The sequence below is a fragment of the Pseudovibrio axinellae genome (assembly GCF_900110875.1).
Taxonomy (GTDB): Bacteria; Pseudomonadota; Alphaproteobacteria; order Rhizobiales; family Stappiaceae; genus Pseudovibrio; species Pseudovibrio axinellae.
Map to the genome: position 1 here is coordinate 280,837 of NZ_FOFM01000002.1, position 16,701 is coordinate 297,537.

The 16,701-nt window shown below is 49.9% G+C and carries 12 protein-coding genes; 5 read left to right on the forward strand and 7 right to left on the reverse strand.

Annotated features, from left to right (window positions below; genetic code table 11):
* Position 1: 1 nt before the first annotated feature.
* Positions 2–718: a phosphoribosylanthranilate isomerase gene (locus BMZ51_RS06270; protein WP_068004608.1), complete on the reverse strand. Its 717-nt coding sequence runs from the start codon at positions 716–718 to the stop codon at positions 2–4.
* A gap of 41 nt (positions 719–759) precedes the next feature.
* On the opposite strand from BMZ51_RS06270, the gene BMZ51_RS24275 reads away from it, so the two are divergent.
* Positions 760–1,107: an SH3 domain-containing protein gene (locus BMZ51_RS24275; RefSeq protein ID WP_068004606.1), complete on the forward strand. Its 348-nt coding sequence runs from the start codon at positions 760–762 to the stop codon at positions 1,105–1,107.
* A gap of 51 nt (positions 1,108–1,158) precedes the next feature.
* Here the strand turns inward: BMZ51_RS24275 and BMZ51_RS06280 are convergent, their stop codons facing one another.
* Positions 1,159–3,771, reverse strand: coding sequence for a coiled-coil domain-containing protein (locus tag BMZ51_RS06280; protein WP_139201346.1), 2,613 nt, complete (start codon positions 3,769–3,771; stop codon positions 1,159–1,161).
* Between the two features lie 249 nt (positions 3,772–4,020).
* A complete protein-coding gene (locus BMZ51_RS06285; RefSeq protein WP_068004602.1) occupies positions 4,021–6,303 on the reverse strand; it encodes an NADP-dependent malic enzyme in 2,283 nt (760 codons plus the stop codon).
* Between the two features lie 139 nt (positions 6,304–6,442).
* On the opposite strand from BMZ51_RS06285, the gene mutS reads away from it, so the two are divergent.
* Entirely contained in the window at positions 6,443–9,181 is a 2,739-nt protein-coding gene (gene mutS, locus BMZ51_RS06290) for a DNA mismatch repair protein MutS (RefSeq protein ID WP_068004601.1), read from the forward strand.
* A 526-nt stretch (positions 9,182–9,707) separates the two neighbouring features.
* Here mutS and BMZ51_RS06295 read toward each other — a convergent pair.
* The gene (locus tag BMZ51_RS06295) at positions 9,708–10,529 is read right to left on the reverse strand and encodes a DODA-type extradiol aromatic ring-opening family dioxygenase (RefSeq protein WP_068004897.1); all 822 of its coding nucleotides are present in this window, start codon (positions 10,527–10,529) and stop codon (positions 9,708–9,710) included.
* A gap of 211 nt (positions 10,530–10,740) precedes the next feature.
* Between BMZ51_RS06295 and dut the strand changes: the two genes are divergently transcribed.
* The 3 genes from dut (at position 10,741) to cysK (ending at position 13,092) form a co-directional block, all read left to right on the forward strand.
* The gene (gene dut, locus BMZ51_RS06300) at positions 10,741–11,187 is read left to right on the forward strand and encodes a dUTP diphosphatase (protein ID WP_420848478.1); all 447 of its coding nucleotides are present in this window, start codon (positions 10,741–10,743) and stop codon (positions 11,185–11,187) included.
* A 16-nt stretch (positions 11,188–11,203) separates the two neighbouring features.
* Entirely contained in the window at positions 11,204–11,881 is a 678-nt protein-coding gene (locus tag BMZ51_RS06305; RefSeq protein WP_068004899.1) for an HAD family hydrolase, read from the forward strand.
* A 245-nt stretch (positions 11,882–12,126) separates the two neighbouring features.
* Positions 12,127–13,092 carry a cysteine synthase A gene (gene cysK / locus BMZ51_RS06310; RefSeq protein ID WP_068004900.1) on the forward strand — a complete coding sequence of 322 codons (966 nt, stop codon included), beginning with the start codon at positions 12,127–12,129 and terminating at the stop codon, positions 13,090–13,092.
* An 86-nt stretch (positions 13,093–13,178) separates the two neighbouring features.
* On the opposite strand, the gene BMZ51_RS06315 is transcribed toward cysK, so the two are convergent.
* The 3 genes from BMZ51_RS06315 to trpA form a co-directional block, all read right to left on the reverse strand.
* Positions 13,179–14,504, reverse strand: a complete 1,326-nt coding sequence (locus tag BMZ51_RS06315) for a bifunctional folylpolyglutamate synthase/dihydrofolate synthase (RefSeq protein WP_068004902.1) — start codon at positions 14,502–14,504, stop codon at positions 13,179–13,181.
* A 103-nt stretch (positions 14,505–14,607) separates the two neighbouring features.
* Positions 14,608–15,528 (reverse strand): acetyl-CoA carboxylase, carboxyltransferase subunit beta, encoded by a 921-nt coding sequence (gene accD / locus BMZ51_RS06320; protein ID WP_068004903.1) that lies wholly within the window; start codon positions 15,526–15,528, stop codon positions 14,608–14,610.
* Positions 15,529–15,599: 71 nt separating this feature from the next.
* The gene (gene trpA, locus BMZ51_RS06325; RefSeq protein WP_068004905.1) at positions 15,600–16,430 is read right to left on the reverse strand and encodes a tryptophan synthase subunit alpha; all 831 of its coding nucleotides are present in this window, start codon (positions 16,428–16,430) and stop codon (positions 15,600–15,602) included.
* Positions 16,431–16,701 lie beyond the last annotated feature (271 nt).

Sequence of the window (16,701 nt, forward strand, 5' to 3'; positions counted from 1 at the left end):
TTCACTCGGCAACGCTGCGCACTTCTTGCACAAAAGCCTTAATCAACTCGATGTCCTTAACGCCTCTTTCTCGTTCAACGCCAGATGAAACATCAACAGCATGAACACCAGAGATAGCCAAAGCTTCACGGACGTTTTCAGGGCCTAAGCCGCCAGAAAGCATGATTGGCTTTCCAAGTTCTAAGCCTTGTAGCAGTTTCCAGTCAAAGCTGACACCATTTCCTCCTGGTATATCGGAACTTTTTGGCGGCTTTGCATCAAATAACAAACGGTCAACAAATGGAACGTAGGCGTGTACCGTTTCTAGGTCTTCCGCACAGGAAATTCCAAAGGCTTTCATCACCGGGATACCAAAAGTCTTACGAATTTCAGCGCAACGTTCAGGGCTCTCATTCCCATGCAGTTGAAGGATGTCGGGTGCAACATTATCAATGACTTCCCTCAGTCCAGCATCATCCATGTTGACGGTGAGTGCAACAATTTGTGCCTTTCCACGCACGTGCTCGGCCAGCTCTTTGGCCTGCTGAATGGAAACATTGCGCGGACTCTTAGAAAAAAAGACAAATCCGATCATATCGGTTTGCTGGTTGATAACCGTATCCGCAGTTTCTTTAGTTGAGATGCCGCAGATTTTTATCGTAGCGGAAGTGTCCATATTTGCACCGTGTTCAAGCAATACCAGAGTGAGCGTTAGACCAAAATAATGGGGGCTTGTCACCCTGTTCCAGTTATTTATCGAGCCTGAGAAGGATAGAACTAATGAGAACATCTGGAATTGATCGCACTAGTTTGATGGTCCTTTGCATATGTGTTGGTTTGTTTGGCTTTGCAAGCAACTCTTCTGCGCAAACCGTTTACCAATACCAGCCCAAAGTCCCAATCGGTTATAACTCAAACTGCGCAGGTGTTTATGCCGTAAAACCATTGAAGTCCGGCATGCTTAACCTCAGAACAGGACCTGGAACCAACTATCGGATCATTGGCCATCTTGTGCCCAATCAGGCTATCAGTGTTTTTGACTGCAAAGGCAATTGGTTAGGCATACGCAACTCGCACACCTCTGAACAAATTGGCTGGGTTCACAAGGGTTACATGAAGCGCGTTTAATCACTATGTCACTACCGTTCAGATAGCTTCTCAACTCACCTGTTGAGAGGCTTACTCCGCCTTTTTGTAGGTGAGCTCCTCATCAAAATGCAAGATCGACAGCGCCTCGTTCTTATGCCGTGCTGATTGAGTTTTGATGTAGTCTTCAAGATCAATTCGTTTTGAACCATCCTCAAGGCTATCAACCTCGAACCACTCATCCTCTGCGTTCTTTCGAAGAGCGATGAAGTGCCCGCCAGCACCAATAACCAGCCGATCAGCCCCATTTTTCTCCGTTATCTCTTTGACTTTTTCAACATTGGCTTGAATGTCTGCGCCGGACTTGGGTTTTTCGAGCCATGTGTTTTTAAATTCAGGCAGGCCAAGTTCTTTTTGCTTTCCATTCACAATCGCCAAACCCATCGTAGGCTCAGATCCGTTTGCTCTTATAATCTCAGCGGGTGCTTGGCCGTCAAAAAGCATACCAAATTGAGCTTTTGCGGCATTGCGATAAAGCTTGTCCGGGTCCGCTTTAATCTGCTTGCGCATTTCCTGCAGCGTCAGCTCGGGATAATACCCGTTGAGCTCACTAAACAGCTGGGTTTCAGTCTGCGTCTTAAAACCTTCAACATTGGCCTGTAAGAGGCCGTCCTCCATGTCTTGAACAGATATAGCTCCAAAACCGAGACACGCATTCATTGCGTGCTTAAGACAAAACTGGCCATCCTGAACTTCGCAATAGAACTCGGGGTTAGGGCCGCTTGGCTTCTCTCTCGCATCGACATTATTGCGAACGCCCTTTGCGCTGTTTTTATATTTGATCTTTTTCCGCTTTGGCTCTTTTGCCCTTTCGGCAGCGGCCAGCAGCACTTCATCGATAATAACCTGTGCCTTTGGCAGGACAGCTTGAAGTTCTCTACTCAGTAAATCAGCTTTTTCAAGGCTATCAGATTTAGCGTGCGAAAGCGTATCTCCCAGCAGTACTGTGGCCTTATCAATCTGCTGCATAAGAAGGTTGAATTCCTTCAATTTCTCTGGGTCAATAATCTTGGACTTCTGAGTGATGAGCTGCTGGTGGGTGGCTCTCGCGTTCTTCAGGATATCTTTATAGTCACTCGCCTTTTTGTTTTCGTTAGCGCTGTGTTCCCCCGCCCTTTCCGGGGGCTTTTCCTTGTTCGGTTCGTGGTCGTTCTGCGCTTTGAGAGCGATTGCTTGGTCAATGCAAGCCTGAAGGTTGTTTGCCAAACCTTCAAGTGCGGTGAGCTGAGCCCTTGCATCGTTTACGTAATTTCTTTGCAGGAGGTCAGAGACTTGGCTATCCATCTGTTCTGCAAGCATTTTATAGGTCGCGTAATCTTCAAGCAGTTTTTGATCTTGAATTACAGAATGTTGGCTAAGCAGTTTGTTGATGCGATCCATCAGTTTTTGATGCTGAGCGCTGCATTCTTCTGGTTTTGACTGCAAATGGGGCGACTGAGTTAGTGTTTGATTGCTCGTATCGGGGGCGTTTGCCTTCGTTATGGCATCGACTAAACAATTCTCCAGCGACTGGATTTCTTGTTCCAGCGCAGCAATATCATTTTTCACTTTCTCCTCAGCTGCCCTGCCCTCACCTTCAATCAAGACCTCTAAATCGGCGATCTGGTTGATTGCCCTTTGATAATGCGCCTCAAATTCACGCTTGGCGGCTTTATCTGCGATTGTATTGATCTGCTGATAATAAGATTGGATTTCAGTCTTATGAAATTTTGTGGAGCGGCTGTATTTGGCATCGAGTGGAGCCCATGTGTTGGTGCCAACTGCATATTCTACCTGCTCGACTGAAGCGGAAACTGATGCGAGGACAGGCTGCGCTTCCTCAGTTTTTTCTTGTTTGATAAGCTTTTCTGCGGCCTTAATGTCATTTTTCGCCTGTTTATAGCGCTCTTCAAATTCTTTTCTGAGCTTCTTATCAGAGATCGTTTTGCGCAGCTTATAGGCAGCGTTTATTCTGGCCTTTGCATCTTTTATGTTTGCTCTTGCAGTGTTCAAGCCAACAGTTTGCTGCTTTCCCGCACGCGTTATGTTTTCTAGTCCCTGCAAGTTGGCCTCGACCTGAAACAGCAGGTCATCGGTTCTTTCCAGATGACCACCCTGAAGCTCTTTTGCCGCTTCTCTTTCAAGCCAAACTGTTTGTTTGTAGAGCTCATCAAAGAGCTCTTCTTGTTCAGGTGTGTGGAGTTCATTTCTCTTTGATTTATACGATGAAAAGTTCTTGGCTTGCTCGTTGAGCCTAGCGAGGCAAGTTGCAAACTTGGGGTCGTCTCTAACGCTTTCTTTTTTCCCGCTAGATCGTGTACCAAATAGCGACCCTATCGCTTCCAGACAGGCTTCAACTTCATCCAAAGCACTGTTTGCATCTGCAATATCGCCGTCTTTAAGGTGGCTATCGACGCCCGAAATTCGATCTGTGCAGTTTTTGTAAAGGGATACGAAGGTATCGCTCTGAGCTTGCTTCGTGAGAGCCTGCTCTTGAGTGTCATAGGCTTTGAGCGCTTTTTTATAGCTTTCGTTCTTTAGCTTGCAATGTTCAGCAATTTTGGCTGGCGTTGGGTCTCCATCCAGATCATCGAACTTCCACGAGAATAAGTTGAAAACCTTTTGTGCCCATTGGTGCTCTTCAACTTCAATCTTTCCCTTAGACATCAACAGGCTCCCAACTTCGGTCATTTCCCAAAGCCTATCAATTTTAGGGTCAATAATATCTATCGATGGATGGTCTGGGTGCGTGTATTTAAGAAGCAGAGTAAAGAGAGATTTGAAGCGACACGAATATTTTGAAAGAGCTGTAACTCACTAGGATCGTGTCTGAATAGAATTATGAGGGCTGTTGTTGCCAGGGGCATAAGAAAGCGCCGCAAAACGGCGCTTTCAAAGCTGTTGTTCTTCTCATTCCTAAGTGATGTTGTAAGCAGCGATCGCCGCCATATTGAAAATCTCGCTGTCTTTTGCACCCATCGGCACGATTTGAACTGGCTTGTCCATGCCAACCAGCAGCGGCCCGATCAACGTGGAGCCACCGAGCTCTTCCAGAAGCTTGGTCGCAATTGATGCTGAGTGGAACGCAGGCATCACCAAGACATTTGCCGGCCCATTCAGACGGCAGAATGGGTACGCTGACATCTTTTCCATGTTGAGTGCAATATCTGCCCCCATCTCACCATCGTATTCAAAATCTACACGCCGACGATCAAGGATCTTAACGGCTTCTTGAAGACGTTCTGTGCGTTCACCGCGCGGATGCCCAAAGGTGGAATATGCAAGCATTGCAATACGCGGTTCTGAGCCGAGGCGACGAGCAACATGTGCAGCTTCCTCTGCAATATCAGCCAATTCCTCAGAGGTTGGCATGTCATGTACCGCAGTATCGGCGACGAGAACGGTTTTGCCCGGTGTGATAACAATGGAGACACCAATCACCCGGTGTCCCGGTTTGGTGTCTATGCACCGGCTGACAGTTTCCAGTGCAACGGAATAATTTCGTGTCGTACCCGTTACAACACCGTCCGCATCACCCAGCGCAACCATAATGGAAGCCCAGTAGTTACGGTCGTTGTTGACGAGGCGCTGGCAATCGCGCTGTAGATAGCCTTTCCGCTGCAAGCGAGAGTAAAGGTATTCTGCATAATCAGCGTTTCGGGTTGAAGAGCGAGCGCTTTCAAGGCGAATGCCCGGACGACTTACATCTATACCTGCCGATGTCGCGTTGGCCAGAATCTCATCTTCACGGCCAACAAGGATAGCTTCACCAAGTCCTTGAGAAACAAAAGCAGAAGCGGCACGAATTACAGCAGGCTCCTCCCCTTCAGCAAACACAATCCGTTTTGGGTTCTGGCGAACTTTAGAGATGATCCGCTGCAATGTTCCTGCAATTGGATCGCGGCGACCCTGCAACTGAGCGCCATAGGCCTCCATATCTACAATAGGACGACGCGCAACACCGCTGTCCATAGCTGCTTGCGCAACTGCTTGAGGAATACGGGAAATCAAGCGTGGATCAAACGGTACTGGAATGATGTATTCGGGCCCGAAACGAGGACGGCTGCCACGGTAAGCAGCAGCAACTTCATCGGGCACGTCTTCACGCGCCAGTTCTGCAAGTGCATTGGCACAGGCAATTTTCATCTCATCATTGATCGTCGTCGCGTGAACATCCAATGCACCGCGGAAAATGTAAGGGAAACCAAGAACATTGTTCACCTGGTTTGGATAGTCAGAACGCCCCGTCGCAATGATCGCATCAGGGCGAACTGCCTTCGCTTCTTCCGGTGTGATCTCTGGGTCTGGGTTTGCCATTGCAAAGATAATTGGGTTCGGAGCCATGGTCTTGACCATGTCAGGGGTCAGCGCACCCTTCACCGAAACGCCAAAGAACACATCTGCACCATCCAAGGCATCTTCCAGTGTTCTTTTATCTGTCTTAACCGCATGCGCGCTCTTCCACTGGTTCATCCCAGCTTCACGGCCTTGATAAATCACACCCTTTGTATCGCAAAGAAGGACATTCTCATGGGGAACGCCCATCGACTTCACAAGTTCAATACAGGCAATACCGGCAGCGCCAGCGCCATTACAAACCACTTTAACATCGCCAATATTGCGATCTGTCATGTGAACAGCGTTGATCAGACCCGCTGCAGCAATAATCGCTGTGCCGTGCTGATCATCATGAAAGACAGGAATATCCATCAGTTCGCGCAGGCGCTGTTCGATAATAAAGCAGTCAGGCGCTTTGATATCTTCCAGATTGATGCCGCCAAATGAAGGGCCAAGGTGCTTTACACTGTCGATGAATTCTTCAACATTAGCTGTGTCCACTTCAAGATCAATGGAATCCACATCCGCAAAACGCTTGAAGAGAACGGACTTTCCTTCCATCACTGGCTTGGATGCAAGTGCGCCAAGGTTGCCAAGGCCCAAAATCGCGGTGCCGTTAGAAATAACCGCAACCATGTTGCCTTTGGTTGTGTAGTCGTAGGCTCGGCTTGGGTCTTCTGCAATTGCCAGCACTGGTACAGCAACACCAGGAGAATAGGCCAAGCTCAGGTCACGTTGAGTAGCCATTGGCTTGGTTGGAGAAATCTCAAGCTTGCCTGGCTTTCCCTCCTGGTGAAAGTTCAGCGCGTCCTGATCAGTGAAGCTGACCTGAGAGCTTGCTGTTTTATCCGTGGTTGGCATATGAAAAATTCCTCACCCTTATGTGCAGCGTTCTTTTCAAATATGGTTGGTTGACATTATCCCCGTAAATTCACGTTCTCAAGCGATGAACTAAACTGAACGGGTGAAACACATAGAACCATTTGCTAGTGTCTGCGCCATGACTACTGCAGATATTGAAAAGCCTTCCTCAGCTAAAGGCCGCGTCACACCCATGATGGCGCAATATATTGAAATCAAGACAGCCAACCCGGACAGTCTTCTATTCTACAGAATGGGTGACTTTTACGAGCTGTTTTTTGAAGACGCCGAAATTGCGTCCCGTTCGCTTGGCATTACGCTGACCAAACGTGGCAAGCATGATGGTGAAGACATTCCCATGTGTGGCGTTCCTGTTCATGCAGCTGATGACTATCTGCAAAAGCTGATTGGTCTGGGACATCGTGTCTCTGTTTGTGAACAGATGGAAGACCCGGCAGAGGCCAAAAAACGCGGTTCAAAATCTGTGGTCCGTCGAGATGTTGTCCGTTTGGTAACGCCCGGCACAATCACTGAAGACCGTCTTCTGGATGCAAAGCGGAACAACTTCCTTGCCTCATTGGCCCGCGTAAAAGGGGGCAGCAACTCGCACGGCAATACCTACGGCCTTGCCTGGATTGATATGTCGACCGGCACATTTCGCGTTGCCGAGAGTGATGATGTCCGCCTTGCAGCGGCTCTTGCACGCATTGACCCTTCAGAGCTGGTGCTGGCAGATGCCCTGTTGCAAGAGACCGAGCTTCGAGCGACAGTCGAAGGACTTGGCGCTGCTCTTTCTCCCGTTCCTCGTACATTCTTTGACGGTGCAACGGCCCAAGACCGTCTTTCCTCTTACTTTTCAGTTGGAACACTGGACGGTTTTGCAAACTACACGCGTGCAGAGCTGATTGCCGCCAGTGGTATTCTTGCCTACATCGATAAAACCCAGCTGGGTGAGCGCCCTCCTCTGGAACCTCCCGTTAAAGAAGCTGCTGCTGGTCAGCTGCTGATTGACCCTGCCACCCGTGCAAACCTGGAACTTACCCGCACGCTCTCCGGTGAGCGACGTGGCAGTCTTCTGTCTGCCATTGATAAAACAGTCACAGGTGCAGGCTCTCGCTTGCTTGCAAGCCGCCTTGCTGGCCCGCTCACGGACCCGCAGCAGATCTCACAGCGTCAAGATACGATTGCGTTTTTTGCTTCCGATACTATGCAACGCGAAGATATCCGCAGCCTGCTGAAATCCGCTCCAGACATGTCGCGGGCGTTGTCGCGTCTGGCGGTTGATCGCGGCGGCCCACGAGATTTGCAGTCCATTGCTTTTGCGATGACCTCGGCCCGTGAAATTGCTGGGTTGCTGGCTTCCGGCGGTGCATATCCTCAGGAAATTGCCGATACCGTCCAGCGTTTGGAGCAAGCTCCGCATGCGCTGGGTGAAAAGCTGATGCAGGCGATTGCTGAAGAACCTCCTCTCCTAAAGCGGGATGGAGGGTTTGTTGCACCGAGCTATCACGCTGATTTGGATGAGCTAAAATCGTTGCGCGACCAAAGCCGCAAAGTGATTGCTCAAATGCAAGCTGACCTTTCGGCAGAGCTTGGCATTCGTTCCTTGAAGATCAAGCACAACAATGTGCTGGGTTGGTTCATGGAAGCCCCGACAGCACAATGCGATCCGATGAAGGATGACCCAGCGCGGTTTATCCATCGCCAGAGCATGGCTGGAGCGATGCGCTTCACCACCACAGAACTGGCTGATTTGGAGAGCAAAATTTCAAGTGCGGGCGAACGCGCGCTGGCAATTGAGCTGGAAATCTTCAACGAGTTGACCAAAGCTGTGGTTGAAGCAGGCGCACACATCAAGTCCGCTGCAGAGGCCCTGGCTGTTTTGGATGTTTCTACATCCCTTGCAGTGCTGGCAGAGGCTGAAAACTACATACGTCCGGTTGTTGATGAAGGTCTCGCCTTTACTATCGAAGGTGGGCGCCATCCTGTTGTTGAGCAAGCCCTGCGTAAATCTGGTGAACCGTTTGTAGCCAATAATGCAAACCTTGGACCGCTGGAAAGCTTTGAAAACGGCCAGATCTGGTTGATTACGGGCCCTAACATGGCTGGTAAATCAACCTTCCTGCGCCAAAATGCATTGATCGCTGTACTTGCTCAGATGGGTAGTTTCGTTCCCGCAACGAAAGCACATATCGGCGTTGTTGACCGCCTTTTCTCCCGCGTGGGTGCAGCTGATGACCTTGCGCGTGGGCGCTCAACCTTTATGGTTGAGATGGTGGAAACAGCAGCCATTCTCAATCAGGCAACGGACCGCTCGCTTGTTATCTTGGATGAAATCGGGCGCGGAACAGCAACGTTCGATGGCCTTTCCATCGCATGGGCTGCAATCGAGCACCTGCACGAAACAAATCGTTCTCGCTCCCTCTTTGCCACCCACTACCATGAAATCACAGCGCTTTCTCAGCGCCTGGAGCGCCTCAACAACGCAACCGTGCGTGTGAAGGAATGGAAAGGCGATGTTGTCTTCCTGCATGAAATTGTGGAGGGCGCAGCGGATCGCTCCTACGGTATTCAGGTCGCAAAACTCGCCGGTCTTCCCAAGTCTGTAGTAAAGCGGGCTCAAAAGATACTCGTCCAGCTGGAAGAGCAAGACACCAATAAACCAGCCGAAAAACTGCTGGATGACTTGCCGTTATTTGCATCTTTCTCACAGCCGCTTGATACAATTCTGGAGCCGGAACAAGAGTCAGAAGGCGTTGTATCTAATGAGCTTTCAGTACTTCTGGAAGCGCTTGATCCAGATGATATGACACCGCGACAGGCACACGAAGCCTTGTATGCGCTTAAGCAAAAGCAAAAAGAACTGAGCTCGCACTGAATGAGACTGTAAACTCGTCACAAGCTATTTTAGCACCGCTGGACCTGTCCGGCGGTGTTTTCGTTTGACCCGTAAAACGGGGTGGCAAGGTGAGCAGGCAATACCTGCGCTACTTATTTAAAATAATTCTTCGGCATTGGCTGATCACCTTACCTGGGCGTTTTTGTATGAAACAAGGTCATCCCCGACAGGCATTGTGAGTAAATAACTGTTTGTGACAGTTACCTACCAGTGCCGACACCCATCAGGTTGACCAGCTTCCGCTTGGCCTCTGCACTGTTGGCTTTCAAGGGGTGTTTCAACGAACCCGCCGAAAGATACGTTACTTCTTTCAGTAGCTCCGCCCAGCTCACGCCGCACTGACGGACGGTCCGCCAGCTGCCCGTTTACGTGAGCACAGGATTTAGAATAGGGGGGCTTTGGCCCAGGGGAATAACTTTTCCCGCACTCACCCGCCTTGTTGGTTATGGTTCCCGGCTCTGCGCTTCGCTTGTCTGCGAGCACATTGGTGGAGGTCGCTGATGACTCAAGTGAGGGGGCTGGGGCGAGTTGAGCTGGTGGTTTCGGTTGGCTTATTTGCATGAAACCGGAATGCGCTCATGCTGATTGAGCGGTAGGTAAAGCTTTCGTGCAACTTTTCACCATATGCCCCCTCGCCTGCTGCACCATACGCAACCAGCAAAGGCAAAAAATGCTCGTCTGTTGGCAACGCCTTTTTGTAGTGTTTGTGATTGCTTGATGAAAGCAGCGCACAGGTTTCGCCGTTTTCTGCAAGGCGGGTAATCCATTGGTCAAATTCCAGTGCCCATGCAGGAACATCTCCGCTGTCAGCTACCTCTGAAAAGTTATGCGTCACCGCGCCACTGCCAATAATAAGAATTCCTTCTTCGCTCAGCGGTGCAAGCGCGCGTCCCAGATTGTAGCTTTCTTCGCTACCGTATGAATAAGGTAATGACACCTGTAAAACCGGAAGATCGGCTTCTGGATAAGCGAGCGATAGTGGCACCCAGGCGCCATGATCGAGCTCGCGGGTGTTGTCTTCATTAACAGTTAGACCATAGCGGGTGATGGCATCGTGCACCCGGTGTACAAGCCAGTTTGGCGTGCTTGCTGGGTACTCAATCTCATAAAGTTGGCGCGCAAAACCCCGGAAATCGTGAATGGTCTTTAAAGGCCCCGCAGATGTTATCGTCAACCGCTCTGTTTGCCAGTGAGGAGAGATCACAAGGATCGCTTTGGGCTTAGTCTCTGTATTCGCAACGGTTTTTAAAAACTGATGTGCTTGAAGCTCTGGCCTTATGACCAGGTCTGGTGCTCCATGAGGCAAAAATAGCGAGGATTGTTTCATGTGAAACGCTTTTTGTTTCGGTTTGTTTATGAAGTTCTTGTCAGATTGAGTCTATTACATCAGCGAAACCCCACCAATACAGTAAAGTTGATAGTACTGTTCACTATTTGCAGTCCAATTATAAACCATTTCGTAAATTCATGCGTCGTCATCACTGGAAGGTTTGGCCAAGCCTTGCTAGAGAGTGAGCTGATTATGAATGGGGCTCTTTATGACACCGAGACTAGAAATAACGCGTCTTTCCCACGCGGAAGGGATAGAACTGCCCGCCTACCAAACTAATGAGGCGGCAGGAATGGATTTACGTGCTGCAAACGCTGATCCAATTGAGTTAAAATCAGGAAAACGTGCGATGGTTCCAACCGGCCTTACAGTCGCTTTGCCCTCTGGCTACGAGGGGCAGGTCCGCCCTCGTTCGGGTCTGGCAGCTAAGTTTGGCGTCACCGTACTCAATACCCCGGGCACCGTAGATGCGGATTATCGTGGCGAAGTAAAAGTGATCCTCATCAACTTAGGCGAGGAGGCATTTGTGATTGAACGCGGTATGCGTATCGCACAAATGGTAGTTGCTCCTGTCACCCAAGTGCAAATTGAAGAGGTAACGGAGTTGGAAACCACTGAGCGTGGTTCTGGCGGCTTTGGCTCTACTGGATTTTAAAAAATAAGGAAGAGAAATGCGGCCGGAATTGGTGATCTTCGATTGTGATGGTGTTCTTGTCGAAACTGAAACTATAGGGAATAAAATCCTTTCTGGTTTCATGAAGGAAATCGGCCTGAACTATTCTGTATTCGATTGTTATTATCGCTTTACCGGCTGTGCCATGGAAGTCATTAAGGAAGAAGCTGAGCGTTTAAGCGGAAAAACGCTTCCAGCTGACTGGCCCACGCAGGTGCGAAAAGCCTATCTAAAAGCATTTGAAACCGGCATAGACCCAATTCCCGGTGTTATGGATGTCGTCACGCAGCTAAAAGCAGAAGGCGTTTCCTTTTGTGTCGCCTCTTCAGGCCGTTATGAAAAAATGGAAGTGACACTTGGCTCCTCAGGACTTTGGGAGACCTTTAAGGACGTGCTGTTTTCTGCGCAGGATTGCGAGAGAGGTAAACCTGCGCCAGATATCTTCCTCTATGCAGCCAAAGGTATGGGCTATAAGCCAGAAAAGTGTGCTGTGATTGAAGATAGCATCGCCGGAATTAAAGCTGCATTGGCTGCACGCATGCGCGTGTTTAATTACACCGGAGATGTTAATGCAGATATCGAGAAAGCACGTTCACTAGGTGCAGTTACATTTGGTCATATGGCAGAGTTACCAGCCCTCTTGAGTCTCAAGACGCTTGAGAATCCGCGTGCTTAAGGCGAAAACAGTTCTTTTTTGCAAAAGAGCATGCTAATTCTTGAGTCACGTAGAACAGTTTTCTTCATATTTCGGTAAATTTGCAACTCGTTTCTATTTGCTCTAAATTCCATGGTTTTTGAAACCTCGAAAACCCCCCTGACACTACCTACATTTCAGTGCAGATTTTGAAGAGTTCGAAGCTAGGTTTTGTATTGCCTCAGCCGCACTCTTACTGAAATAATGAATATTGCGAGGGAATTTCGATGAGTACTTCCAAACCAGGCCGTGGAAAAATTTACTCTTCCATCACCGAGACAATCGGGAATACACCAATCGTACGTCTGGACCGTTTGGCAAAGGCTCACGGTGTAAAAGCTAACCTGCTTGCCAAGCTTGAGTTCTTTAACCCAATCTCCAGCGTTAAGGATCGTATCGGTGTCGCCATGGTGGAAGCTATGGAAGCGGCGGGGCAGATCGTTCCAGGCAAGACAACTTTGATTGAACCAACATCAGGGAACACCGGTATTGCACTTGCATTTGTTGCAGCTGCAAAAGGCTATCGCTTGATCCTGGTTATGCCAGAAACGATGTCAATCGAACGCCGCAAAATGCTGAAGCTTCTGGGCGCTGAGCTTGAATTGACTGAAGGTCCAAAAGGAATGAAAGGCGCCATAGCGCGCGCGGAAGAGCTTCTTCAGGAAGTTACGGATTCAGTCATCCCGCAGCAATTTGAAAACCCAGCCAATCCGGAAATTCACCGCACCACGACGGCAGAAGAAATCTGGAATGATACGGATGGCAACGTGGATGTGTTTGTGTCCGGCATTGGCACCGGCGGTACCATCACTGGCACCTCACAGGTTCTGAAAAAGCGTAACCCTGACCTCCATGTTGTTGCCGTAGAGCCTGCTGACAGTCCGATTTTGTCAGGTGGCCAGCCAGGTCCGCACAAAATTCAGGGCATCGGTGCTGGTTTCGTACCGGGCATCTTAGATACTGAGGTCTATGATGAAGTGGTGACCGTTTCAAATGAGGATTCGTTTGCTCTGTCTCGCGAACTGGCAAGAACGGAAGGTGTTCCGGTTGGCATCTCTTCCGGCGCTGCGTTGAAAGCTGCAATCGAAGTTGGCAAGCGTGACGAGATGGCGGGCAAAAACATCGTCATTATCATCCCAAGCTTCGCAGAGCGTTACCTGTCGACGGCCCTGTTTGAAGGTTTGGACGCGTAGCCCTAACCAAATACCTATGAATTTAAGGGAGGCAGATGCCTCCCTTTTTTGTGTCATGATCGTTTCGAGTCTGAAACGATCAAGGATCACTGCGGAGGTGTGCCGTTCTTATCCAAAACTTCGCCAGCTAAATACAAAGAGCCACCAAACAGAACCCGAGGTGCCTCTCCCTCTTCCGTAGAACGCTGCACAACTTCCAAGATGGCGTCATCGATTGCGTCGTGCGCTGAGGCTGATAGTCCCGCTTCTCGCGCAATTTCAGCCAGCTCAACCGGAGAGCGACCCGCGCTGGAGGTTGAAAGGGGAACGCACAGCACATGCTTTGCCAGTCCTTCGAACTGCTGGAAAAAGCCCTTTGGATCCTTGGTCGTCATCATGCCCATGACCAGATAGGTCGGGCGCGATGCTTTGTCGGTCAAATCCGCAAGGAAAGAGGCAATCACTTTTGCCGCGCCCGGATTATGCCCGCCATCAACCCAAACCTCACTTTGAGCGGGAAGCTGGTCCAGCAATGCGCCCTCATATAGCGGTTGCATGCGAGCTGGCCAGTTTATGGAGCGTAGGGCCTTGTCGCAGGCAGAGCGCGCCGCTTCGCTTTCAAGCAGTCCCGCCGCCCGCAAGGCAGCCAGCGCAAGCCCTGAGTTTGCGATTTGATGGAACCCGGCAAGCTTCGGCGGTGCCAGATCCATGAGGCCAGATTCATCCTGATAGACAAGCCGCCCGCCCTCTTCCCAAGCGGAAAACTCCTGTCCCTGGATTGAGATGGGCGCCCGTTTTTGCGCCGCTTGCCTCTCAATCACACCCCTTAGAGCATCGATCTGCGTGCCGACAACGACAGGACGCCCCGGCTTGATAATTCCGGCCTTTTCAAGAGCAATGCCCTCAAGGTCATCACCAAGGAAGTTCTCATGGTCTTTGGAGATGGGAGTGATGACGCTGACCAGCGGTTCGTCGATGACATTGGTGGCATCTAAAACACCGCCAAGGCCAACTTCCAGCACGAGAAAGTCTGCAGGACTGTCAGCGAACAAACAAAAAGCAACTGCTGTCGTTGCCTCAAAAAAGGTTAGCTCATGGCCGTCATTGGCAGCCTCTACCCGCTCAATTGCAGCAAGCAATGGCGCGTCATCCACAAACCCGCCAGTATTACCCAGCCTAACGCGCTCGTTGAAACGCACAAGATGGGGAGAGGAATACACATGAACAGCCTTTCCCTGCGCTTCCAAAAGCGCTCTGACTGAGGCTCCAGTCGACCCCTTGCCATTGGTGCCGGCGATATGGAAAACAGGCGGAACGCACTTCTCAGGGCTCCCGAGTGCCGCCAGAACCCGCTTCATGCGATCAAGAGACAAATCAATCTCGTCAGGATGAAGTTTCATCAAGCGATCAAGGGCGGCATTGACTTTGTTCATTGGGTATCCGCTTTCAAATCGTGCTGGGCATCTGGATAAAGAAAAAGCCCGGCACGGTATGCCGGACTTAAAATTTAACGTGCAAGTCCTCAAGCTTAATGGCTTAGGATGTTGCAGAAACCTCGGTGCTGTCTTCTGGTGCCGCTGGTTTTTCTTCCAGCGTTGGCAGCTGCGCTTCGCGCTTCATCAAAAGGTTACACAGGTTGGAAATGGTTTCTTTCAGGTCATGACGATGCACAACCATATCGACCATCCCGTGATCACGCAGATACTCAGAACGCTGGAACCCCGGAGGGAGCTTCTCGCGGATGGTCTGCTCGATCACACGCTGCCCGGCAAAGCCGATGAGAGCATTTGGTTCAGCAATCTGCACATCACCAAGCATCGCGTAGGATGCCGTCACACCACCAGTGGTCGGGTTTGTCAAAACCACGATGTATGGAAGGCCCGCTTCGCGCAGCATCTGTACGGTTACAGTTGTGCGTGGCAGCTGCATGAGCGACAAAATACCTTCCTGCATACGAGCACCGCCAGAAGCAGCGAACATCACAAAAGGTGTTTTGTTTTCAACAGCATGTTCCATGCCGCGAATGATTGCTTCACCAGCCGCCATACCAAGTGATCCGCCCATGAAGGCGAAGTCTTGTACAGCGGTGGTCATGTCGTAGCCATTGACCTTACCGTTGGCGACAATCACAGAGTCGTCCATTTCGGTCTTGGCTTTAGCGTCTTTCAGACGATCAACATATTTGCGTTGATCGCGGAATTTCAGCGGATCCATAGCAACTTCAGGAGTCTCGATCTTGGTGAAATCACCGTTATCGAAAAAGTACTCCAGGCGCTTCTTGCTGGAGAGGCGCATATGAAAATTTGAGTTCGGCACCACCCACTGGTTTGCCTCCAAGTCGCGATGGAAGACCATCTCGCCGGATTCGGGGCATTTGATCCAAAGGTTTTCCGGTACTTCGCGCTTTTCAAGAAAGCTGCGGATTTTCGGCCGAACGACGTTGTTAATCCAGTTCACGGCAGCCGCCTGTCTCTAATTCTGATTTCAGTTTTTAATGACCATTAAAGTGATCATACGTAAAGCAATACTTATTTCCGAGCTTTTTCTACACCCACACGTAGTGAGCTCACAAGATCGGTAACAGCAGCTTGTGTCTGATTTGTGGCCTTACCATTCTCATCAAGGCTCTTGCGAATAGCCTCGACAAGGATAGACCCAACCACAACGCCATCGGCATATTTGCCAATTTCTTCAGCTTGTTCTGCGGTTTTAATGCCAAACCCAACAGCAACCGGAAGGTCACTGTGAGACTTGATAAGCTTAACTGCTTTGGAGACACTTTCTGAATCCGCAGCAGCTGCGCCAGTAACGCCAGTAACTGAAACGTAGTAAACGAAGCCTGAAGTATTCTTCAGGACAGTTGGCAGACGTTTATCGTCAGTTGTTGGGGCTGTCAGGCGGATAAAGTTTACGCCGCCTTCAATTGCCGGAATGCAGAGTTCATCATCTGCCTCGGCAGGCACATCAACAACAATAAGACCATCAACGCCAGCTTCTCGTGCTTCTTTCACAAACGCAGCGCTACCGCGCACATAAATCGGGTTGTAATAGCCCATCAGAACGATTGGTGTTTCATCGTCCTTTTTGCGGAAATCACGCACCATCTGAAGCGTTTTGTCCATCGTATGGCCATGAGCCAAAGATCGCTGGGTCGCCAGCTGGATCGGAACGCCTTCCGCCATAGGGTCGGAAAACGGCATACCAAGCTCAATAACATCACTTCCGGCTTCTGGAAGTGCATCCAAAATTGCCTGTGAAGCGGCGAGGTCAGGGTCTCCTGCCGTAATAAAGGTTACGAGCGCAGGACGTCCTTCAGCCTTGAGCTTAGAGAACTGTCGATCAATACGAGTTTCAATCATTAATCCGACCATCTGATGTATTGGGGCGTACCCGACCTATCAATCAGCAAGGATGTAGGGGTGCAACTAGCCCTCTGTCAATAAACACAGTGCAAATAGAGCATGTTTCGGGCCAATTTTCTGAGAAATAGCCAAGTGCTCCAGAGAATATCCAGCGATATAGACTCCTAAGGCCACCATTTAACCATTACGTCAAGCAATCTATTGCCTTTTTTGATCTTACCTTCGGTGCAAACAGAAGTTTGAAGAGGTACGTAAAACAGAAAAAGCC

Bases quoted from the DNA above. Each gene is read 5' to 3' on its own strand.
- BMZ51_RS24275 (WP_068004606.1), top strand. From the start codon at position 760: ATGAGAACATCTGGAATTGATCGCACTAGTTTGATGGTCCTTTGCATA.
- BMZ51_RS06280 (WP_139201346.1), bottom strand. From the start codon at position 3,771: ATGTCTAAGGGAAAGATTGAAGTTGAAGAGCACCAATGGGCACAAAAG.
- BMZ51_RS06285 (WP_068004602.1), bottom strand. From the start codon at position 6,303: ATGCCAACCACGGATAAAACAGCAAGCTCTCAGGTCAGCTTCACTGAT.
- mutS (WP_068004601.1), top strand. From the start codon at position 6,443: ATGACTACTGCAGATATTGAAAAGCCTTCCTCAGCTAAAGGCCGCGTC.
- BMZ51_RS06295 (WP_068004897.1), bottom strand. From the start codon at position 10,529: ATGAAACAATCCTCGCTATTTTTGCCTCATGGAGCACCAGACCTGGTC.
- dut (WP_420848478.1), top strand. From the start codon at position 10,741: ATGACACCGAGACTAGAAATAACGCGTCTTTCCCACGCGGAAGGGATA.
- BMZ51_RS06305 (WP_068004899.1), top strand. From the start codon at position 11,204: ATGCGGCCGGAATTGGTGATCTTCGATTGTGATGGTGTTCTTGTCGAA.
- cysK (WP_068004900.1), top strand. From the start codon at position 12,127: ATGAGTACTTCCAAACCAGGCCGTGGAAAAATTTACTCTTCCATCACC.
- BMZ51_RS06315 (WP_068004902.1), bottom strand. From the start codon at position 14,504: ATGAACAAAGTCAATGCCGCCCTTGATCGCTTGATGAAACTTCATCCT.
- trpA (WP_068004905.1), bottom strand. From the start codon at position 16,430: ATGATTGAAACTCGTATTGATCGACAGTTCTCTAAGCTCAAGGCTGAA.